The sequence below is a fragment of the Lysinibacillus sp. GW823-FHT02G10 genome (assembly GCF_058797135.1).
In genome coordinates, this window is the sequence record NZ_JBXAJI010000001.1 from 241226 (window position 1) to 259113 (window position 17888).

Consider the following 17888-nt stretch of genomic DNA (forward strand, 5'->3'; position numbering starts at 1 on the left):
ATACTAAAAGAACATAGAATCTCAGGGTGGTAAAATAATGTCTTATGAAGTAAAATTAGAAGCCTTTTCAGGGCCTCTTGATTTATTATTGCATTTAATTCACAGATTGGAAATTGATATCTATGATATCCCAATGGCTGAAATTACACAACAATATATCGACCATATACATGCAATGCAAGTATTAGAGTTAAATGAAGCAAGTGAATATTTAGTAATGGCAGCAACTTTACTGGCAATTAAAAGCCGCATGTTATTGCCAATTCACGAAGGAGAGATGGAGGACGCAGAATTAGAAGTGGACGGCCCTGACCCTCGTGAAGAACTCGTGCAACGCTTAATCGAATATAAAAAATACAAGGAAGCAGCTAGTAATTTGCAGGAGCTTGAAACAGACCGAGCACAGGTATTTACGAGGCCACCTGCTGATTTAACAGGATTAGCCTCAGAAGAACAGATGGCTTTATTTGATTTGAATGTGAATATCTATGATATGCTTGGAGCATTTCAGAAATTAATGCGTCGCAAAAAATTAAAAAAACCATTAAAAACTACTGTAGCAAGGCAGGAGCGATCAGTAAAAGATCAAATGCGCTCTGTTGTGGATTCTTTACGATTAACAGGTGGACGTGCATCATTTTTCGAGCTTTTTCCCTATGAAGATAAGCCAACACTTATTCTGACGTTTGTATCTCTTCTTGAACTGATGAAACGTCAGGTCGTCATCGTAGAGCAAGATGGTAACTTTGAAGAATTAACGGTTACCTTACAGAAGGAGGAATGGGAAGATGACGAAAACATTGATGTTACAGAGTAGAATTGAAGCCTTATTATTTGTTGTGGGAGATGATGGCTTAACGATTAAACAACTTTCACAACTCTTAGGAGAGCAGGAAGAGCTGATTCTGCAAACAATGAATACATTGAGAGAAACCTACGAAGAAGATTTAACAAGAGGAATCACGGTGAAAGAAATTGCAGGCGTTTATCAGCTCATTACAAAATCTGAGTTTGCCGATACGATTCAAAGATTAGTAGAAAATCCAACCGCACAATCCTTATCTCAAGCCTCCCTTGAAGTGTTAGCGATCGTGGCATACAAACAGCCCATTACACGTGTAGCAATAGAAGATTTGCGCGGTGTGAAGTGTGAACGACCAATCCAAACATTAGTTTCACGAGGATTAATTAAAGAGGTAGGACGGTCAGAAGGGACTGGACGTGCCATCTTATATGGAACAACAAAAGAATTTTTACATTATTTTGGCTTAAATAGTATAGAAGAAATGCCTCCTCTACCTGAAGAGGACCTTGCTGATACAGAACAAGAAACAGATTTATTTATGACGAAGTTCCAAGAGACTTTTAGCGGAGCAAAATAATGGTTAGGTATAATGCGTAGCCTTCAACATAAATTTAAATCTATAATTTCCTATCACATTGAATAAGGAGTGGCTCGTTGCTTCGGTTATTTCGTTTAACACTGTTTATGATCATTGTGTTAATGGTAATGCTTCCTCAGACTAGCTTTGCAAGAGGAGGAAGCGGCTATGCTGTCTTGGATGGCGATACAGGTCGACTTTTAATTGGATCCAATAGCGATGAACGATTACCTATTGCTAGCCTCACAAAAATTTGGACAGCACTTGTGGCAATTGAAAATAGTGACTTGCAGGATGAAGTCGTTATATCCCCTAAGGCTGCTATGGCTGAGGGGAGCTCTATTTACCTACAGGCTGGTGAAACGGTGACAGTTGAAACGTTATTGTATGGCTTAATGCTACGTTCCGGCAATGATGCTGCAACAGCTTTAGCCGAACATGTAGGAGGGTCTGTAGAGGGTTTTGTCAAATTAATGAATGAAAGAGCTGTTATTGCAGGTCTTACCAATACCGTCTTTATGAATCCTTCTGGTCTTCATCATGATGAGCATTTATCGTCTGCAAGAGATACTGCTGAGATGTTAAGACTTGCGTTGCAAAATAAAACATTTGAGAAAATTGCTTCAACGGTACTTTATCGGGCAAATACAGTAAACGGAATGTTATGGGAAAATAAACACCGTCTATTAAGAGAAGGTTCAGGAATGGCAGCAGATATAGATGATGAGACAGAACAGCCTGTTAGTTCCTTAAAGTCAGCCACTGGTACTGCTTTCGCTGGAAAAACGGGCTTTACTAAGGTTGCTGGACGAACACTTGCAACGGCCTTTCAAAAGGACGGGCAAATCTGCGTTGTCGTCACATTAAATGAATCAGATGATTGGAATGTACATCGAGGTTTATCCAATAAAGTATGGCAAGATTATAGTCTTGAAACAGTAGTGAAAAAGGGTAAATACAATGTCAATAAAAAGTTGGCTATTCGTTTACAAGAGCCCGTTCGACTACAGTTAAATAAAGAGGAAAAAGAACAGGTGAGGCAAGTATTACATGTTTCAAGGAAACGCCAAGAAGCAGTCTTGTCTATCTTTATAGGAGAAGAACGGATTTATGCAACGCCAGTAAAAGTTGAATCAGCGGATCGTTAAAAACGATTTGCTGATTTTTTACATTATTTGATCAATTGATGTTAAATTTGGTAAAATGATAATGAATTTAAAATTCTTAATTTTCGAAAAAAGGGGTGAGGAAATTGAGGGAAGCTTCAATGGAAAGTAATGGTAGGCAAATTCAATTTGGGCTAATCATTATCTTATTCTTATCAAGTTTAATTGTGCCTGTCATTCTTCTATATCCAATTCAAGAGATACTATATCGACCTAATGAATTTTATTATTTTGCACCTTATTTTAATGCTTATATTATCTTTATGGTCTCTTTATTTGTCATGGCCCTCGTACTACTAATCAATTATTTGATCATACCTAAAACGAAAAAAAGAAAGAATATAAAACGTGGTCTAGTATCTACTTCCTTATTAATTGCCTTAGGTTTCATCGCATTAAGCTTTAATACTTATAAATGGATAGATTCAAGAGGTATTCATATGAATCCATTTTTTAGTTTAAAAGTAAATTTTGTCGAGTGGGAAGAAATAGTGAAAGTTGAGCAGGTTAATCTAGAAAAAAGTGGTGTGACAAAGCCTGATCATCTGGTTTTTACATTTCAAGATGGTTCCACAATGGAGGAACCTTTGGCAGGCAACATGGTACTGGCTAAAAACTATATAGCCAATGAGTTAAAGCAACGTGGCCTAACAATTGAAAATGTATACAGATAAAAGCTGCCGAATGGTAGCTTTTTTTGTGTCAAAATAAACATTTTACAATCGATTCGCATGATTATCAAATGAGTATACTGCTAGTAAACAAAACAAAATCTCGGTTCAAATGTTAAGAAATTAACGAACGAGAAATTAGTCGGAATACTCAATTAAAAAATGTGAAATTTGTTTTTCTTTAATAATGTCTAAAAGTATGACATAATTTTCACAGATTAGCGGGAAAAATAACCCTATTCATTGGATCGAAATCGAATGATGACGAACGTGTCAATGTGAAAGAAAACTAGAGGTGAAAAAATGGAAAGATTACAAAAGGTCATTGCCTATGCAGGTGTTGCGTCAAGGCGCAAGGCAGAGCAATTGATTTTAGAAGGTAAAGTTAAAGTAAATGGTGTAGTGGTTCGTGAGTTAGGAACAAAGGTATCTAATTCCGATACAATTGAAGTAGAAGGTGTAAAACTAGAAAAAGAAGATAAGGTATATTTCTTACTTTACAAACCACGTGGAACAATTTCTGCAGTTACAGATGATAAAGGACGCAAAACTGTCACAGATTTATTTCATCATATTCCGCAACGTATTTTCCCAGTTGGTCGTCTTGATTATGATACATCTGGATTATTGCTATTGACAAATGATGGAGAATTTTCCTATATGTTGACACATCCGAAATTTAAAATTGACAAAACATATATCGCTCGTGTCAAAGGTGTGCCAACAATTGAAGGGCTTAAAAAGCTTCAACGAGGGATCAAATTAGAGGATGGAAAGACAGCACCTGCTAAGGTAAGTATGACATCTTTCGATGAAAAAGCGGGCAAAGCTATTTGTGAAATCACGATTCATGAAGGGCGCAATCGCCAAGTCCGTCGTATGTTTGAAGCGATTGGAACACCCGTTGTTAAATTAAAACGCGAACGCTTTGCTTTTTTAGATTTATTTGGTCTTGCTCCAGGAGAATACCGTGAATTATCAAAGCATGAAGTAAAGCAACTACGTGTGTTAGCAGAAACAGGAAAGCTTGATTAATGCAATGTTGCCAGAAGAAAGTGTGGATACCAATAGAGGTATTTGGATGTTTACACTTTCTTTGTGGTGAAATCGTTCATAAATCATTCATAATTAATAGCTAAGTGTTTTTGTATCATTTTGCTATAATAGGTGAGAATAGTACACCTAGTAGCAGTTTGTTCAAAAAAGCTGTAACACATTTAATCCGGTATTGTTGACGTCAATGTGAAAGAAGCTTTTACATATTTATAGACGTATAGAGAATGAAAAAGTTCTATTTGTTTCTTCAATATGTTAAAGCAACGCAAGCCGTAATTGATAGGGGGTTTATTAACTTGGAGAAAAAGAAAAAACGTCTTGTACTGCGAACTGTCATTTTAGCTGTGTTAGCGTTGGCAATCGGGTACACAGTATATGGAACAGCAACAAAGGAAAAAGTAGAGTTAGTAGCAGTAGGCTCTGAGGCACCTGACTTCACGTTAGTAGATTTAAACGGTGAAAAACATAAATTGTCGGATTATAAAGGGCAAGGGGTATTTTTAAATTTCTGGGGAACTTGGTGTAAGCCTTGTGAGAAGGAAATGCCCGCAATGGACAATCAGTATCAAGAATTTAAAGATCACGGTGTACAAACATTAGCTGTCAATATTGCTCAAACAGATTTTGAAGTACAGAATTTTGTCGATCGATATGGGTTGTCATTTCCAGTAGTTATCGACAAAACAAAAAGTGTTATGACTGCTTATAATGTAGGACAATTACCTGCAACAGTGTTAATTGATCCAGAAGGCAAAGTGGCCAAAATTATTACAGGTGAAATGACGGAGAAAGATATTGCTTCGTACATGGAATTAGTGAAGCCAAATAAGGAGTAATGACGATGGAAAAAATCATTTGTGCTTGTGGTCATAGTAATCCATACGGCACGAAGCTTTGTGAAAAATGTGGTCGTCCTTTAACCGAAGAAGAAAAACAAAATAAAGTTGTTGATATGCGCTATGATGGTATGGCCATTCGCTCCAAAACATATAACAAATCATTTGTTGATAAAATATGGAATTTCTTCTCAAGTGTTAAAGTTGGTATATCCTTAATTATTATCACATTAATTGCTGCTTCAGTCGGAACATTACTACCGCAAGAGTTTTACGTAAAAGCTTCTGATATGGAGAAGGGGGCTTATTACGCAGACGTATATGGTACATTCGGTAAAATCTATTATACGTTGGGGCTTTCGGATTTATATAGCTCATGGTGGTTCCAGATTTTAGTTGGTATGCTAGCAGTATCAATTATAGTGGCAAGTCTTGACCGAGGCATTCCACTTTATAAATCATTAAAGAATCAACGTGTTAAAAGACATGAAAGCTTTATGAAGCGTCAGCGCATTGTTGCAGAAGGACAAGTGTCAGCGAGTGCGGAGGAAACGCTTGATAAAGTGGCTCAAAAAATGACTGAGATGAAGTATTCTGTTCGTCGAGATGGTAGCGCTCTCTTAGCTGAAAAAGGACGCTTTTCTCGTTACGGTCCGTACATAAACCATGTAGGTCTCATCATTTTTTTAGGTGGGGTCATGCTACGTCTAGTTCCAGGCTTCTATGTTGATGAATCGATATGGGTGCGTGAAGGTGAAACACGAGCTATCACTGGAATGGAAGGCTATTTCATTGAAAACCGTGACTTTATTTTAGAAACACATGATAATACACCTCAAGGTGAGCAAGTTAAACAGGGTGTGAATGTAGTGGCTAAAAACTTCCAGACCGATATTACACTTTACAAGCAACCTGAAGACGCATTACCTGGGGATACGGAAAATCTAGAAAAAGTAAAAGACTATTCTATTCGTGTAAACCATCCTTTGAAAGAAGATGGCTTTGCTCTTTACCAGATGGATTATCGTCTAAATGAATTAAAACAGATGAACTTTGAATTAATTAATAAGACGACAGAGAAATCATTAGGTAAGGTAGAGATTGATTTAACAAATCCTAAAAAAGAATATGATTTAGGGAATGGTTCATCCGTTCAAATTCTTGTCTATACACCTGATTTTGATGGATTTGAAAATGGAGAACCTCAGACTAAAACGTCTATTCCAAATAATCCTGCATTTTTATTTAAAATGACTACACCAGAAACTCCTGAAGGAGAAGTAAGCTTTGTTGAAATTATGCAGCCTCCTTTAGAACCACTGGGTGAAAATAAATACAGAATGAAATTTGCTAGTGCAGAGATGCGTGATATGTCAGGTATTACGGTGCGAAAAGATAGTACCATCCCTATTCTGTTTGTTGGTGGGGTCATCTTTATGATCGGTGTTGCCATTGGCTCTTACTGGAATCATCGTCGTTTATGGCTTCAAGTGGAACCAGACGGCCGTGTGTTAATGGCTGCCCATGTCAACAAAAATATGTTCAGCATGAAAAAGGATTTAGATGCTGTTACAACATTTGCTGCATTGCCTCCGTATAAAGATCAGTTAGAGAAAGATGAGGCTGGCGAAGAGTCCACTACTGGTGGCATTAAAGAAAAGGAAGGTGACAACACCTTATGAGTTTGATTGACTTAAGTGGAAACTTACTATTTGTTGCGTTTATTGCTTATCTAGTTGCGACATTATTATTTGGTGGTTCAATTAAGCAAGGTAATGCTACTGGTAAAAATACTGGCAAATGGGGCAAGCTTGCCATTGTGGTTACTATTATTGGTTTCCTATCACAGCTTGGCTATTTTATTACGCGTTGGATTTATACAGGACATGCGCCAGTAAGTAATATGTTCGAATTTACAACTGCCTTTGGTATGTTCATTGTCGGCGCGTTTATCTTAATTTATTTTATTTATCGTTTGACTGCACTTGGATTAGTGGCACTGCCTGTTGCGCTTTTGATTATTGCTTATGCAGCAATGTTCCCGAAAGAAGTAAGTCCATTAGTGCCTTCATTACAAAGTCATTGGTTAACAATTCACGTTATTACAGCAGCATTAGGGCAATCTATTTTAGCCATTAGTGCTGTGGCAGGACTTATTTACTTGTTAAAAGTAGTAGATTTAACGAAGCCCTCTAAACAACGTTTTTGGTTAGAAGCCGTCATGTACTGTCTTGTAGTAGTTGTTGGATTTGTCGCGGTAACATCTACATTTAGTGCTATGGATTATGAGTCTAGCTATAATTATGTGGATAAAGAAGGTACTACTCGTAAAATTATTTACAATTTACCTCCAGTATTCGGTATGAATGAATATGAAGTGATAGAAGAACATGGCATGTCGCCATTAGTAGAAATGCCAGCGTTAATTAATGCTAAAAAATTAACAACCGTTGTTTGGTCATTATTGGTAGGATCTGTGTTGTATTTATTAATTCGTTTAATTGCTCGCCGTCGAATTAGTGCCATTTTCCAACCACTTGTTAAACGTGTCAATTTACAATTACTTGATGAAATTGGTTATCGTTCAGTGCTGATTGGTTTCCCTGTATTCTCCCTTGGTGCTTTAATCTTTGCGATGATTTGGGCACAAATTGCTTGGAGTCGTTTCTGGGGTTGGGATCCAAAAGAAGTATGGGCTCTTATTACATGGTTATTCTATGCAGCATTCCTGCATTTACGTCTATCAAAAGGCTGGGAAGGTCGAAAATCTGCTTGGTTAGCACTAATTGGTTTTGGGATTATTTTATTCAACCTAATTGCTGTTAACTTAATTCTTGCAGGTTTACACTCCTACGCGTAACCTGTGAAGCAACAAGCCTTTTCGCTGTAGCGAAGAGGCTTTCTTTTCTTTTCAATATGTGTCACACCATGTACAATAGAAGTTAGAGAAAGATGGAAGAGAGGGATCGTGAAAGTGTCAGAAAATATTTCAGTATTAGTAGTAGATGACGAGGATCGTATTCGCCGCTTATTAAAAATGTATCTTGAGCGAGAAGGATACCTTGTTGACGAGGCCGAAAATGGAGAACAAGCGATCGAGAAATCTTTAGAAAAAGAGTATCACTGTATTTTACTTGATATTATGATGCCTGAAAAAGATGGGCTAGAAGTGTGTGCAGAAATTCGAGAGCGCGCAGCAACACCAATTATTTTATTAACTGCCAAAGGCGAAGAAGCGAACCGTGTACAAGGCTTTGAGCTTGGTGCAGATGACTATATCGTAAAACCATTTAGTCCTCGTGAGGTTGTGTTACGTGTGAAGGCTATTTTACGTCGTTCACAGGCTTTCTCACCAACGACTAATGCATCTTCTTCAAAAGATTTAGTGGTGTTCCAACACTTAATGATTGACCATGATGCACATCGTGTGACTGCAGAAGGCATTGAGGTTAATTTAACACCGAAAGAGTATGAATTGCTGTACTTTTTAGCGAAATCGCCAGACAAAGTATTTGACCGTGAACAACTACTAAAAGAGGTATGGCATTATGACTTCTTTGGTGATTTACGCACAGTAGACACACATGTAAAACGTTTACGTGAAAAGCTCAACCGAGTTTCTGAAAACGCTGCTAAAATGATTGTGACGGTTTGGGGCGTTGGATACAAATTTGAGGTTGTCAATGAATAGAATATGGAATAGTGTTGTCGGGAAGCTATGGGTAACCATATTGCTTCTCGTTTCATTTGTATTATTTGTTTTCACGGTATTAATGCTTGAATTTCTTCAAAATTACCATATGCAGCAAGCAGAAATTTCATTGCGACAAACAGCAGCAACGGTAGCAAGTATAGTAGATGACAATGAAACAGCCGAATCTACCTCTGAATTATTAAAAGATATTTTACCTACAGGAACCAATGCATTGATCGCTATCAGTCATGTTGAAGTGTCCTTTGCGATGCAAGAGGGTGTCAACAAAAAAGAAATACAAGATACTATATTAGCCAATAAATCTTTTCATGAAGTGTTTCAATCAGATGAGCCGATTATTAAAGAAATGATGATGCCTTCTTCAACTGATCAAGAAAAAATGGAATCTTATGTCGTACTTGGTTTTCCCCTAAATGTTGAAAATGCAGTACATGGAGCTGTCTTCATCTACCAAAGCCCAGATGCGCTACATAAAACGTCTAAGGAAACTACGAAAATTGTCTTTTTAGCAGCCTTCATAGCATTTGTGTTGACGACATTCTTCGCATTCTTCCTTTCTTCACGTATAACTTCGCCATTAAGAAAAATGCGTGAATTAGCTTTTGAAATTGCAAAAGGGAATTTTGAAGCGAAAATGCCTACTACCCAAAATGACGAAATTGGTCAGCTTGCCGTTGCCTTCAACCAAATGGGCCGTCAATTAAAGCATAATTTAGAGGTTATCAATCAAGAAAACGAACAGCTTTCTAATATTTTGACATCTATGACAGATGCAGTGATTACGTTTAATCGGGATCGTACAATATTATTAAGTAATCCACCAGCCGAACGTCTGATGCAAAAGTGGTTTGTCAACAAAGGCTCACAAAGTGCAAAACCTATTCCGCCAGAGCTGTATCATATGCTTGATCATGTGCTGATGTTTGAGGATAAACTAGAAGAGGAAATTGAAATGGATGGCAGCTATTATACATTTACCATTAGTCCTCTTTATAGTGGGGAAATGATACGTGGTGCTGTCGCTGTTATTCGTGATATGACTGAACAGCATCGCTTAGAAAAACTAAGATCGGATTTTATTGCGAATGTCTCTCATGAGCTTCGGACACCGATTGCCATGCTTCAAGGTTACTCAGAAGCATTAATGGATGACGATTTTATTCAGGATCAGGAAGAGCGAAATGAGATTACCAAAATTATTTATGATGAATCGAAGCGAATGGGTCGCCTTGTGACAGATTTATTAGATTTGGCACGTATGGAATCAGGGCATATGACGCTTTATAAAGATGAATTACCAATTAATTCTACTTTTGAACGTATTACACAAAAATTTGCACAGGTAGCAAAAGAAAAGCACGTTCGTCTGCTGTTTGAGAGTGAATTTAATGACGAGGCCATGATTAATATAGATGAGGATCGCATTGAACAAGTGCTTACAAATTTAGTTGACAATGCCCTGAGACATACAGATGAAGGGTCTGTGACTGTAAAAGTAGAGCAGGAGCCGACATTTGCTAAAATATCTGTTCAAGATACAGGACATGGCATCCCTCAAGAGGACTTACCCTATGTCTTTGAACGTTTTTATAAAGCAGATAAGGCACGTACTCGTTCCAAGGGTGGAACTGGTCTCGGCTTAGCCATTGCTAGAAATATTGTGAAGGCACACTCAGGTAATATTATGGTAGACAGTGTGTTGAAAGAGGGTACAACCTTCACGTTTTATTTACCGTTCGATTAATAACAAGTATTGCTATTAATTGGCTGTAACTTCTATGAATGTAAGACGACAAATATTATAGAACGGGGGTGGAGTGCTTTGAATGACTCCGTGTTCCATCGACTATACGATGCATATCACCAAGACGTGTTTCAGTTTTTAATATATTTAGTAAAAAACCGTACACTTGCCGAAGATTTAGCACATGAAGTTTATGTACGAGTGTTGCGCTCATACGATCAATTTGCAGGCAATAGTAGTGAGAAAACTTGGCTATTTGCTATTGCTAAAAATGTAGCAATTGATCATTTTAGAAAGCAAGCTGTACGTCAAAAGCATTCACATGATTTCTTTGACTGGGAAACGGAACAGCTCCATTCAACCACGCCATCACCGGAAGATATGCTACAGGCCAGTGATGAATTTATGCAGGTGGAATCAGCACTTGAAAACTGTACAGGCGACCAAAAAATGGTCATTATTATGCGCTATTTTCAAGATTTATCGATTGCAGAAACAGCGCAAATACTAGATTGGACAGAAGCTAAGGTAAAAACGACCCAGCATCGAGCCATTAAATTTTTAAGGCAACAGCTACAGCCGATTAGAGAACAGGAGGCGAAACGGCAATGACGCATAAGCCATTTGATGATGAACAGCTTGAACATGTCTTGAACAATGCCCCTAAGCTTTCTGACCGCCGTTCAAAAGAAGAAATATTAAATCGGTTAATGGCAGATGCTCGCTTGCAGGATAATAGTCACCTACAAGAAGCGATACAACAACCTATAGAGAATGAAGAAGCACAACAAGAAAGTAAATCTTTAATACAAGATGAACGACCATCACGATTTAAGTTCCGAAAAATGCCGATTTTTACGAGTGTAGCAGCAGTTTTCGCGATAACGGTACTCGTTGGCTTCATGTTCATGAATAATAATGACGCTAGCCAAAAAGATCTAGCTAGTACGCCAGAAACGGCTAATTACTCTACGTTACAGGAAGATCGTTCTGCTAAAGAGGCAGCTACCCAGGATGAGGCACTTCAATCCAGTATTGTATCGGAGCATGAGCGTATGTTATCTTTACGGTCGTCTGTCTATGAGGAAGATGTGAAAGATGCTGTCATTTTCCGTATTGGTTTGGCAGGACGCGATGCAGAAAGTGTTCCAATGACATATGTGATACCAAATGAGCGTGTAGCAACTGATTTTGGAACAGAAAAGCCTTCTACCCTACAGATGTATGAAAAATATGCTCCTCAAATAGATGAAGAAGCCAAAGGGTTTACGGATTATCATCCTTTTAAAGGTGAACTGAAGGAGAAGGAAGACAAGCTTGTCCACGTATTACCAAAGGACAATGACTATGATGTTGCATCAGCTACCGTTAATGAGTACAAAGGGACTTTAGAGGATACCTTCTCGGATTCTGAATATACGGAAGTTGAGATTCAAAATGAAGATGGCACACCTTATGAGTTTTCTCAGGAGGGTGAGCCAAGTCAAGCCATGTCATTAACAAACGCCAAGCATTTTAATTATTATTTATACCAAGATGGTAGTGGGGCAGAATACCTGTCACCAGATTTCCGTCAAACATTTGCTAATGTTACAGAAGCACTTACACTAATGAAAAACAAAAATGATGATGTTTATGTAACAGTGGTTCCTGAAAATGTAACATATACCGTGAAAGAGGAAGCAGAAGGTGTAGTCGTAACATTCGATATTCCCTTAGATTTAGCATCGATGGAGCCAATTCGCGCTACCCAATTGATTGAAGCTATGATGTTAACTGCTGCTAGCTTTGACCAACAATTACGCTTGGATAATGTGGTCCAAGAAAGCTGGGAAGGATTCGATTTAAAAACGTATTTGCCCAAGCCTGTGGGGCCAAATAAACAATATATGCCTTAGTCAAAATCAAAAATGGAGCATTCCTGTAACATGGAATGCTCCATTTTTACAATACTTACAAATCTAATCGGAATTTTTTAAGCAGAACTATTTACTTTTTCTTAATAATTAATTATAGTAAGGTTGTAGTATAAAATAATATGATTCATCTTCGGGGCAGGGTGAAAATCCCGACCGGCGGTAATAGAGTGGTGAACCGTTAATGTTTCCATTAACTCGAATGGTTTATGCTTCGCTCTTCAGCCCGCGACCTGTGCAAATTTATTTGCATGGCTGACTTGGTGTGATTCCGAGGCCGACAGTTAAAGTCTGGATGGGAGAAGATGGAGGTACGATCGTCATTCATTGTTATGAAATAAACTATGACCGAGCGCTTTTTTGTATGGCTTTTTAAACAGTGCTCAAAAATAGTTTAAATTGACGCTTATTCGTCATGCCTTTCTCCCTTGTGCTCTTTATGCATAAGGGTTTTTTCGTGCTAACAATTGAAAGATCGTCACCTTTCTTCTTGCGAGATTGAATCAGCAAAGAGGAGAGAGTTTTCTATGAAGAAAAATGTTAAACTTCAATCGTTTATTACGATTGGCATGCTGAGCAGTATTTCGTTTTTATTAATGCTTTTTAATTTCCCAATTCCACCATTCCCAGCATTCTTGGAAGTCGACTTTAGTGATATGCCTGCATTAATAGCAGCCATCACAATGGGGCCTGTAGCTGGTATTTTAGTAGAATTATTTAAAAATGTATTGGATTGGATTTTCTCTGGAACGCCAACAGGCGTGCCAGTAGGTCATATTGCCAACTTTGCAACAGGTATTTTATTTATTTTGCCTGTAAGCCTTATTTTTAATCGCTTTAAAACAATTGCTGGTCTTGTTGGAGGTTTGGCGACAGGAACAGTCGTAATGGCAGTAGGGATGAGTATTTTAAACTACGCAGTATTTTTACCGATGTACACATACTTCTTAGGAATGGAACCTGTTGTAGGTGACTCACTTTATAAAATGATTATCGCTGGGATTTTACCATTTAACATTGTGAAAGGTATTTTATTAACGGCTATTATGGCATTTTTATTTACAACTATGCGCAAGTGGATCGACCGCCAGCGTTCTATCTATATAACAAAATAATTTTTACTAACCTCGGGTGAACATACCTGAGGTTTTTTGTTGGAAGGAATGATGGATAGGGAAAGGTGTGAAGAAAAGAAAGGCAAAACTAACGGATAAATATAGAAAAAAGTAATGGAGTAAAATAGCTAACTAGTACTTTATAATTATAATCTAGTCGAAAGCTATATTTTCATGTAAAATAGAGAAGAGTTTAGAATGTTTGAGGAGTTTGAAGAGATGAGTGGAAAAAAAGGACAATGGTCTAGTAAATTAGGTTTTATTTTAGCGTCAGCTGGTGCGGCGATCGGACTAGGGGCAATTTGGAAACTTCCCTATGTAACAGGACAAAGTGGTGGAGGAGCATTTTTCCTTATCTTTGTGTTATTTACCTTGTTAATAGGACTACCGATGTTATTGTCCGAGTATGTTTTAGGACGTGGTACACAATCCGAGGCTGTAACAGCGTATAAAAAAATTGCTCCAACTAAGCCAGGATGGGCCTGGATTGGTCGAATGGGCGTGCTAGGCTGTTTTTTATTATTAACTTTTTATAGCGTTGTTGGAGGTTGGATCTTTATTTATAGCGGGCTAGGTGTAGCTGGCGCGGTAATTGATCCAGCAGTAGATCCAGCTGAATTATTTGGAAAAATTATAGGCACGCCTTGGATTACGCTAGTTGGTCTAGTGTTGTTTACATTAGCCAACGTACTTGTGATTTCATTAGGTGTACAAAATGGGATTGAAAAGGCCAATAAATGGATGATGCCGTTACTTTTCATAATGTTCATTGTCCTTGTTGTGCGTGCAGTTACATTAGATGGGGCAATGGAAGGGGTAAAATTCTTCTTATGGCCTGATTTCTCGAATATTACGGGTAAGGCATTATTAGAAGCCTTAGGGCAATCATTCTTTGGGTTAGCAGTAGGTTTTTCTTGTCTAGTTACATATAGCTCTTATCTAAAAAAAGATGTCAGTCTTCCGAATTCAGCGGGTTCTGTAGTGCTGTTAACCGTGCTTGTTTCATTTTTAGCAGGTTTAGCGATTTTCCCTGTTGTGTTCGCCTTTGATTTAGAGCCTGCAGCGGGTCCAGGTTTGCTATTTATGGTGCTACCAACAGCATTTAGTCAAATGCCATTTGGTGAAGTGTTTTTAGCCATGTTTTTATTGCTATTTTTATTTGCTACATTAACGTCATCATTTAGTTTATATGAGATTATCGTCGCGGCATTTATGGAGCATAGTCAGAAATCCCGTCCAATGTGGACACTTTTACTTGGTATAGTCGTATTTATTGCAGCTATTCCAGCAGCGCTTTCTTCGAGTGTTTTATCGGATATAATGATTTTTGAGAAAAGTATCTTTGATGCAACCGATTTTTTAGTGTCGAATATCATGCTTCCGCTAGGGAATTTATTCATTGCTATTTTTATTGCCTATGTAGTGGATAAAGAATTTGTGAAGAGAGAATTGCTAACGGGTAGTCAAATGGGACAAGGCTATTATTCGACATATCGTATGTTAATGCTAGTTGTTGTACCGATTATCATTCTAGTTGTGTTTGTTAATATGCTACTGCAGTATTAAAGAAAAGGTATATTCCGCCATAGGAAAAATACCTTCTCTTAGTGTTAAAAACATAACAGTCAATAGAAAGGTAGAAATGGATTTCTATTGCAAGGCTACTTGCTTTCCTGTGGGCGAGTGCCAGCAGCTTCCTCCGTGTAGGGGCTCACCTGTCTCGCTATCCCACGGGAGTCAAGAAGCCTTCCGCACCAACCCAAAAAATCTCAATCTTTTTAGCAAAGGTTTTCAAATAAAGTAAAGGAGTTCATTACTCTTTATGAAGAGGTGTTGTCACTCAGTACTTCACCGCATTGAAAATAAGAGCCTATCCCCTCTAAGAATACAAATAATGGGTAGATTTGATCGCTATGCTACTATGAGGTAAAGACACTTTGTAGAATGGTTGATAGCGTCACTCCTATGGGATTTAGCGGCTCATCGGACGCCCCCCCTGGAAAGGACGCTGGCGGAACGGAAATCAATCTCTCACCTTGCAAAGTTACTATTTCTACCGTTAACATCTTCTTTTTTAACAACATAAAAAGGTGTATTCCGTCTAATAGGAATACACCTTTTCATTATAATTATAAAGATTAATAATCGTTAAGTGATAGCTCACCTAGCCAATCTTCTTTAATAATCTTCCTTGCTTGTTCTTCACTTTCGGCAATAGGGAATACTTTATCAACCTGTGAAATAGCGAATAAGTTGCGAATGAAATCATCGACGACAATAATGGCGATTTTCTTATCTTTTACAGACACCTTCTTAGCAAAATTAACGATCATCCCGAATCCAGTACTATCAATATTTGTTACCCTTTGCATATCGATAATGTATCCGTGTTTTGTGTCTAAGCTAAGTGTTTGCAGCTCTGACTTTATTTCTTCAATCATCCCGTATTCTAAATCGCCTGTAAACGCAATCACAATATAATCAGCCTTTGTGTCAATATTCATTGCAATTTTCTTCTGATTCATCCTATAGCGCCTCCATTTTTCTTTTCTTGTTTGGGGATTTATTCAAACTTAAATTTATTCACTTCATTTTGTAATTTATCAGCAATTGATGATAACTCATCTGAGCTTTGTGTAATTTCGGCAACAGTCGCATATTGCTCTTCTGAGGTTGCGGCAATCTCTTCTGTAGCTGCTGCAGCGTCCTCGATGATGCGAGAAATATCTTGAATGGCTTGTTGCACATCTAGGGAGTTGTCGTTAACATGTGTAAATGCCACTTTCATTTGTTCGACACCTTCTTCAGTTTCGACAACTTTCTCCACGATTTCTTTTAAGGCACTTCCGCCTTTATTGATGATCGTTACTTGCTCCTCGACAGCTAGTAAATTACTTTCCATTGTTCGTACGGTCACAGATGTTTCCGCTTGGATATCATTAATAAGATTAGTAATTTGTCCAGCTGCTAAACTTGACTGTTCAGCTAATTGACGAACCTCTGATGCAACGACAGCAAAACCTTTCCCTTGATCACCTGCTCGTGCTGCCTCGATGGCCGCATTGAGTGCTAACAGATTCGTTTGTTCTGCGATGCCAGTGATAACGGTAATAATACCACCAATTTCTTCAGAGCGCTTGCCTAATTTTTGGATAGAATCTGTTGCATAAGACACTGTTTTCGTAACATCACTTAGATGCATAATCGCTTCATTGATGGCTTCTTCTCCTTTACGTGCGATATGAGTGGATTCGATAGCGCTATTTAAAGTGATTTCAGCCTTTTGTAAGCTCTTTGATACTTCCTCAAGCGTTTTTTGCATCATTGAAACTATTCGTTCAGCCTGATCAGATTGAGTGGTAGTACCAACGGCGATTTCATTCATTGTTAGTGCGATCTGATTAGATGCTTCACTTGTTTGATGTGATGATTCTGCCAAAGTGTGTGATGACTTTGCAATTTGATGTGCACTACCAGCCACAATTTTTATCGTCTCTGTTAAATGATTTTTCATACTACTAAATGCGCGTGCTAATTCAGCGATTTCATCTTTGCCTTTAGGGTTTAACAGTTTAACATTTAAATTTAGTTCTGCTAGTTCCTTGGCATTGGTACTTAGAATGTTAATAGGATTAACAATTTGCTTTTGTAAGAACCAACTAATTCCTCCGATCATTACAATGGCGATCACTAAGGAAATCGCTACATTCTCCAGTGCTGATTTTGTGGCAATGCTTATATAAGGAGCGGTAGGGACAGCGGTTGCCCATACACCGATAACCTCGCCTTGACTATTTACAATCGGATCATAGGCTGCTTGATGCAAACTTCCTAAGACATTGGCAGAACCGATAAAGCGCTTTTTTTCTCCTAGTACAACAGTAGCAACCTCGTCAGAAACCTTTGTATTTAAAGCGCGTTCACCATTATCCACTATATTGGTACTTATACGCGTATCGTTTTGAAAGATGGATACAGCATTCCCGTTTGTGAGTTCTCCAACTTTATCAGCTACCTCAAAGTTTTCTACCATATTGATATCGCCCTTATAGAGTTGGTTGTTTTTAATGGACCATTCACCAGGATATTTAGCGTCTAAATATTCATAGCTCAACTGTATATCTGATAAAAGCTTTGTATCAGCACTTTCTAATAGATTGTTCTTGGCAACAAAAAAATTGACTCCTGCTAAAAGGGAAGTAAGTAAAATAATACAACCAAATATAAGCAGATTCATTTTCTTTCGTATAGATAACTTCATTAAAACGCCCCCAATTTTACGTTTAC

General features: G+C 37.9%; 16 protein-coding genes and 1 riboswitch. Of the genes, 14 read left to right on the forward strand and 2 right to left on the reverse strand.

The window, feature by feature from the left end:
- The first annotated feature begins 37 nt into the window (after positions 1-37).
- The 14 genes from AC1RFD_RS01220 to AC1RFD_RS01285 all read left to right on the forward strand — a co-directional run bounded on the left by AC1RFD_RS01220 (position 38) and on the right by AC1RFD_RS01285 (position 15167).
- Positions 38-817, forward strand: a complete 780-nt coding sequence (locus AC1RFD_RS01220) for a segregation/condensation protein A (protein WP_054550605.1) — start codon at positions 38-40, stop codon at positions 815-817.
- Positions 789-1382: an SMC-Scp complex subunit ScpB gene (gene scpB, locus AC1RFD_RS01225; RefSeq protein ID WP_048391293.1), complete on the forward strand. Its 594-nt coding sequence runs from the start codon at positions 789-791 to the stop codon at positions 1380-1382. Before AC1RFD_RS01220 ends, scpB begins: the two co-directional genes overlap by 29 nt.
- A 77-nt stretch (positions 1383-1459) precedes the next feature.
- On the forward strand, positions 1460-2530 hold the full coding sequence (locus AC1RFD_RS01230) for a D-alanyl-D-alanine carboxypeptidase family protein (protein WP_054550607.1): 1071 nt from the start codon (positions 1460-1462) through the stop codon (positions 2528-2530).
- A 104-nt stretch (positions 2531-2634) separates the two neighbouring features.
- Positions 2635-3222, forward strand: a complete 588-nt coding sequence (locus AC1RFD_RS01235; protein WP_244205598.1) for an alkaline shock response membrane anchor protein AmaP — start codon at positions 2635-2637, stop codon at positions 3220-3222.
- Between the two features lie 300 nt (positions 3223-3522).
- Positions 3523-4254 (forward strand): pseudouridine synthase, encoded by a 732-nt coding sequence (locus AC1RFD_RS01240; protein ID WP_004232209.1) that lies wholly within the window; start codon positions 3523-3525, stop codon positions 4252-4254.
- Between the two features lie 317 nt (positions 4255-4571).
- Positions 4572-5111 (forward strand): thiol-disulfide oxidoreductase ResA, encoded by a 540-nt coding sequence (gene resA, locus AC1RFD_RS01245; RefSeq protein ID WP_004232210.1) that lies wholly within the window; start codon positions 4572-4574, stop codon positions 5109-5111.
- Between the two features lie 5 nt (positions 5112-5116).
- Positions 5117-6793: a cytochrome c biogenesis protein ResB gene (gene resB, locus AC1RFD_RS01250; RefSeq protein WP_054550608.1), complete on the forward strand. Its 1677-nt coding sequence runs from the start codon at positions 5117-5119 to the stop codon at positions 6791-6793.
- Positions 6790-7971: a c-type cytochrome biogenesis protein CcsB gene (gene ccsB / locus AC1RFD_RS01255; RefSeq protein ID WP_048391290.1), complete on the forward strand. Its 1182-nt coding sequence runs from the start codon at positions 6790-6792 to the stop codon at positions 7969-7971. The genes resB and ccsB overlap by 4 nt, the downstream gene beginning before the upstream one ends.
- 114 nt (positions 7972-8085) lie before the next feature.
- Entirely contained in the window at positions 8086-8802 is a 717-nt protein-coding gene (locus tag AC1RFD_RS01260; RefSeq protein ID WP_004232215.1) for a response regulator transcription factor, read from the forward strand.
- Positions 8795-10570: an ATP-binding protein gene (locus tag AC1RFD_RS01265; RefSeq protein ID WP_048391287.1), complete on the forward strand. Its 1776-nt coding sequence runs from the start codon at positions 8795-8797 to the stop codon at positions 10568-10570. Before AC1RFD_RS01260 ends, AC1RFD_RS01265 begins: the two co-directional genes overlap by 8 nt.
- Positions 10571-10648: 78 nt before the next feature.
- On the forward strand, positions 10649-11182 hold the full coding sequence (gene sigX, locus AC1RFD_RS01270; RefSeq protein ID WP_009370717.1) for an RNA polymerase sigma factor SigX: 534 nt from the start codon (positions 10649-10651) through the stop codon (positions 11180-11182).
- The gene (locus tag AC1RFD_RS01275; RefSeq protein ID WP_054550609.1) at positions 11179-12468 is read left to right on the forward strand and encodes an RsiX family anti-sigma factor; all 1290 of its coding nucleotides are present in this window, start codon (positions 11179-11181) and stop codon (positions 12466-12468) included. Before sigX ends, AC1RFD_RS01275 begins: the two co-directional genes overlap by 4 nt.
- Positions 12469-12611: 143 nt before the next feature.
- Positions 12612-12797, forward strand: a riboswitch (FMN riboswitch).
- A gap of 216 nt (positions 12798-13013) precedes the next feature.
- On the forward strand, positions 13014-13601 hold the full coding sequence (locus AC1RFD_RS01280; protein WP_036080135.1) for an ECF transporter S component: 588 nt from the start codon (positions 13014-13016) through the stop codon (positions 13599-13601).
- A 219-nt stretch (positions 13602-13820) separates the two neighbouring features.
- A complete protein-coding gene (locus AC1RFD_RS01285; RefSeq protein ID WP_036080548.1) occupies positions 13821-15167 on the forward strand; it encodes a sodium-dependent transporter in 1347 nt (448 codons plus the stop codon).
- A gap of 572 nt (positions 15168-15739) precedes the next feature.
- Here the strand turns inward: AC1RFD_RS01285 and AC1RFD_RS01290 are convergent.
- Together AC1RFD_RS01290 and AC1RFD_RS01295 are read right to left on the reverse strand one after the other, a co-directional pair.
- Positions 15740-16126 carry an STAS domain-containing protein gene (locus AC1RFD_RS01290; protein ID WP_009370722.1) on the reverse strand — a complete coding sequence of 129 codons (387 nt, stop codon included), beginning with the start codon at positions 16124-16126 and terminating at the stop codon, positions 15740-15742.
- A gap of 38 nt (positions 16127-16164) precedes the next feature.
- Positions 16165-17862, reverse strand: a complete 1698-nt coding sequence (locus tag AC1RFD_RS01295) for a methyl-accepting chemotaxis protein (RefSeq protein WP_048391281.1) — start codon at positions 17860-17862, stop codon at positions 16165-16167.
- Positions 17863-17888 lie beyond the last annotated feature (26 nt).

What these genes read in the sequence shown, in the direction of transcription:
- AC1RFD_RS01220 (WP_054550605.1), top strand. Translation starts at nt 38, where the DNA reads ATGTCTTATGAAGTAAAATTAGAAGCCTTTTCAGGGCCTCTTGATTTA.
- scpB (WP_048391293.1), top strand. Translation starts at nt 789, where the DNA reads ATGACGAAAACATTGATGTTACAGAGTAGAATTGAAGCCTTATTATTT.
- AC1RFD_RS01240 (WP_004232209.1), top strand. Translation starts at nt 3,523, where the DNA reads ATGGAAAGATTACAAAAGGTCATTGCCTATGCAGGTGTTGCGTCAAGG.
- resB (WP_054550608.1), top strand. Translation starts at nt 5,117, where the DNA reads ATGGAAAAAATCATTTGTGCTTGTGGTCATAGTAATCCATACGGCACG.
- ccsB (WP_048391290.1), top strand. Translation starts at nt 6,790, where the DNA reads ATGAGTTTGATTGACTTAAGTGGAAACTTACTATTTGTTGCGTTTATT.
- AC1RFD_RS01265 (WP_048391287.1), top strand. Translation starts at nt 8,795, where the DNA reads ATGAATAGAATATGGAATAGTGTTGTCGGGAAGCTATGGGTAACCATA.
- AC1RFD_RS01275 (WP_054550609.1), top strand. Translation starts at nt 11,179, where the DNA reads ATGACGCATAAGCCATTTGATGATGAACAGCTTGAACATGTCTTGAAC.
- AC1RFD_RS01280 (WP_036080135.1), top strand. Translation starts at nt 13,014, where the DNA reads ATGAAGAAAAATGTTAAACTTCAATCGTTTATTACGATTGGCATGCTG.
- AC1RFD_RS01285 (WP_036080548.1), top strand. Translation starts at nt 13,821, where the DNA reads ATGAGTGGAAAAAAAGGACAATGGTCTAGTAAATTAGGTTTTATTTTA.
- AC1RFD_RS01290 (WP_009370722.1), bottom strand. Translation starts at nt 16,126, where the DNA reads ATGAATCAGAAGAAAATTGCAATGAATATTGACACAAAGGCTGATTAT.
- AC1RFD_RS01295 (WP_048391281.1), bottom strand. Translation starts at nt 17,862, where the DNA reads ATGAAGTTATCTATACGAAAGAAAATGAATCTGCTTATATTTGGTTGT.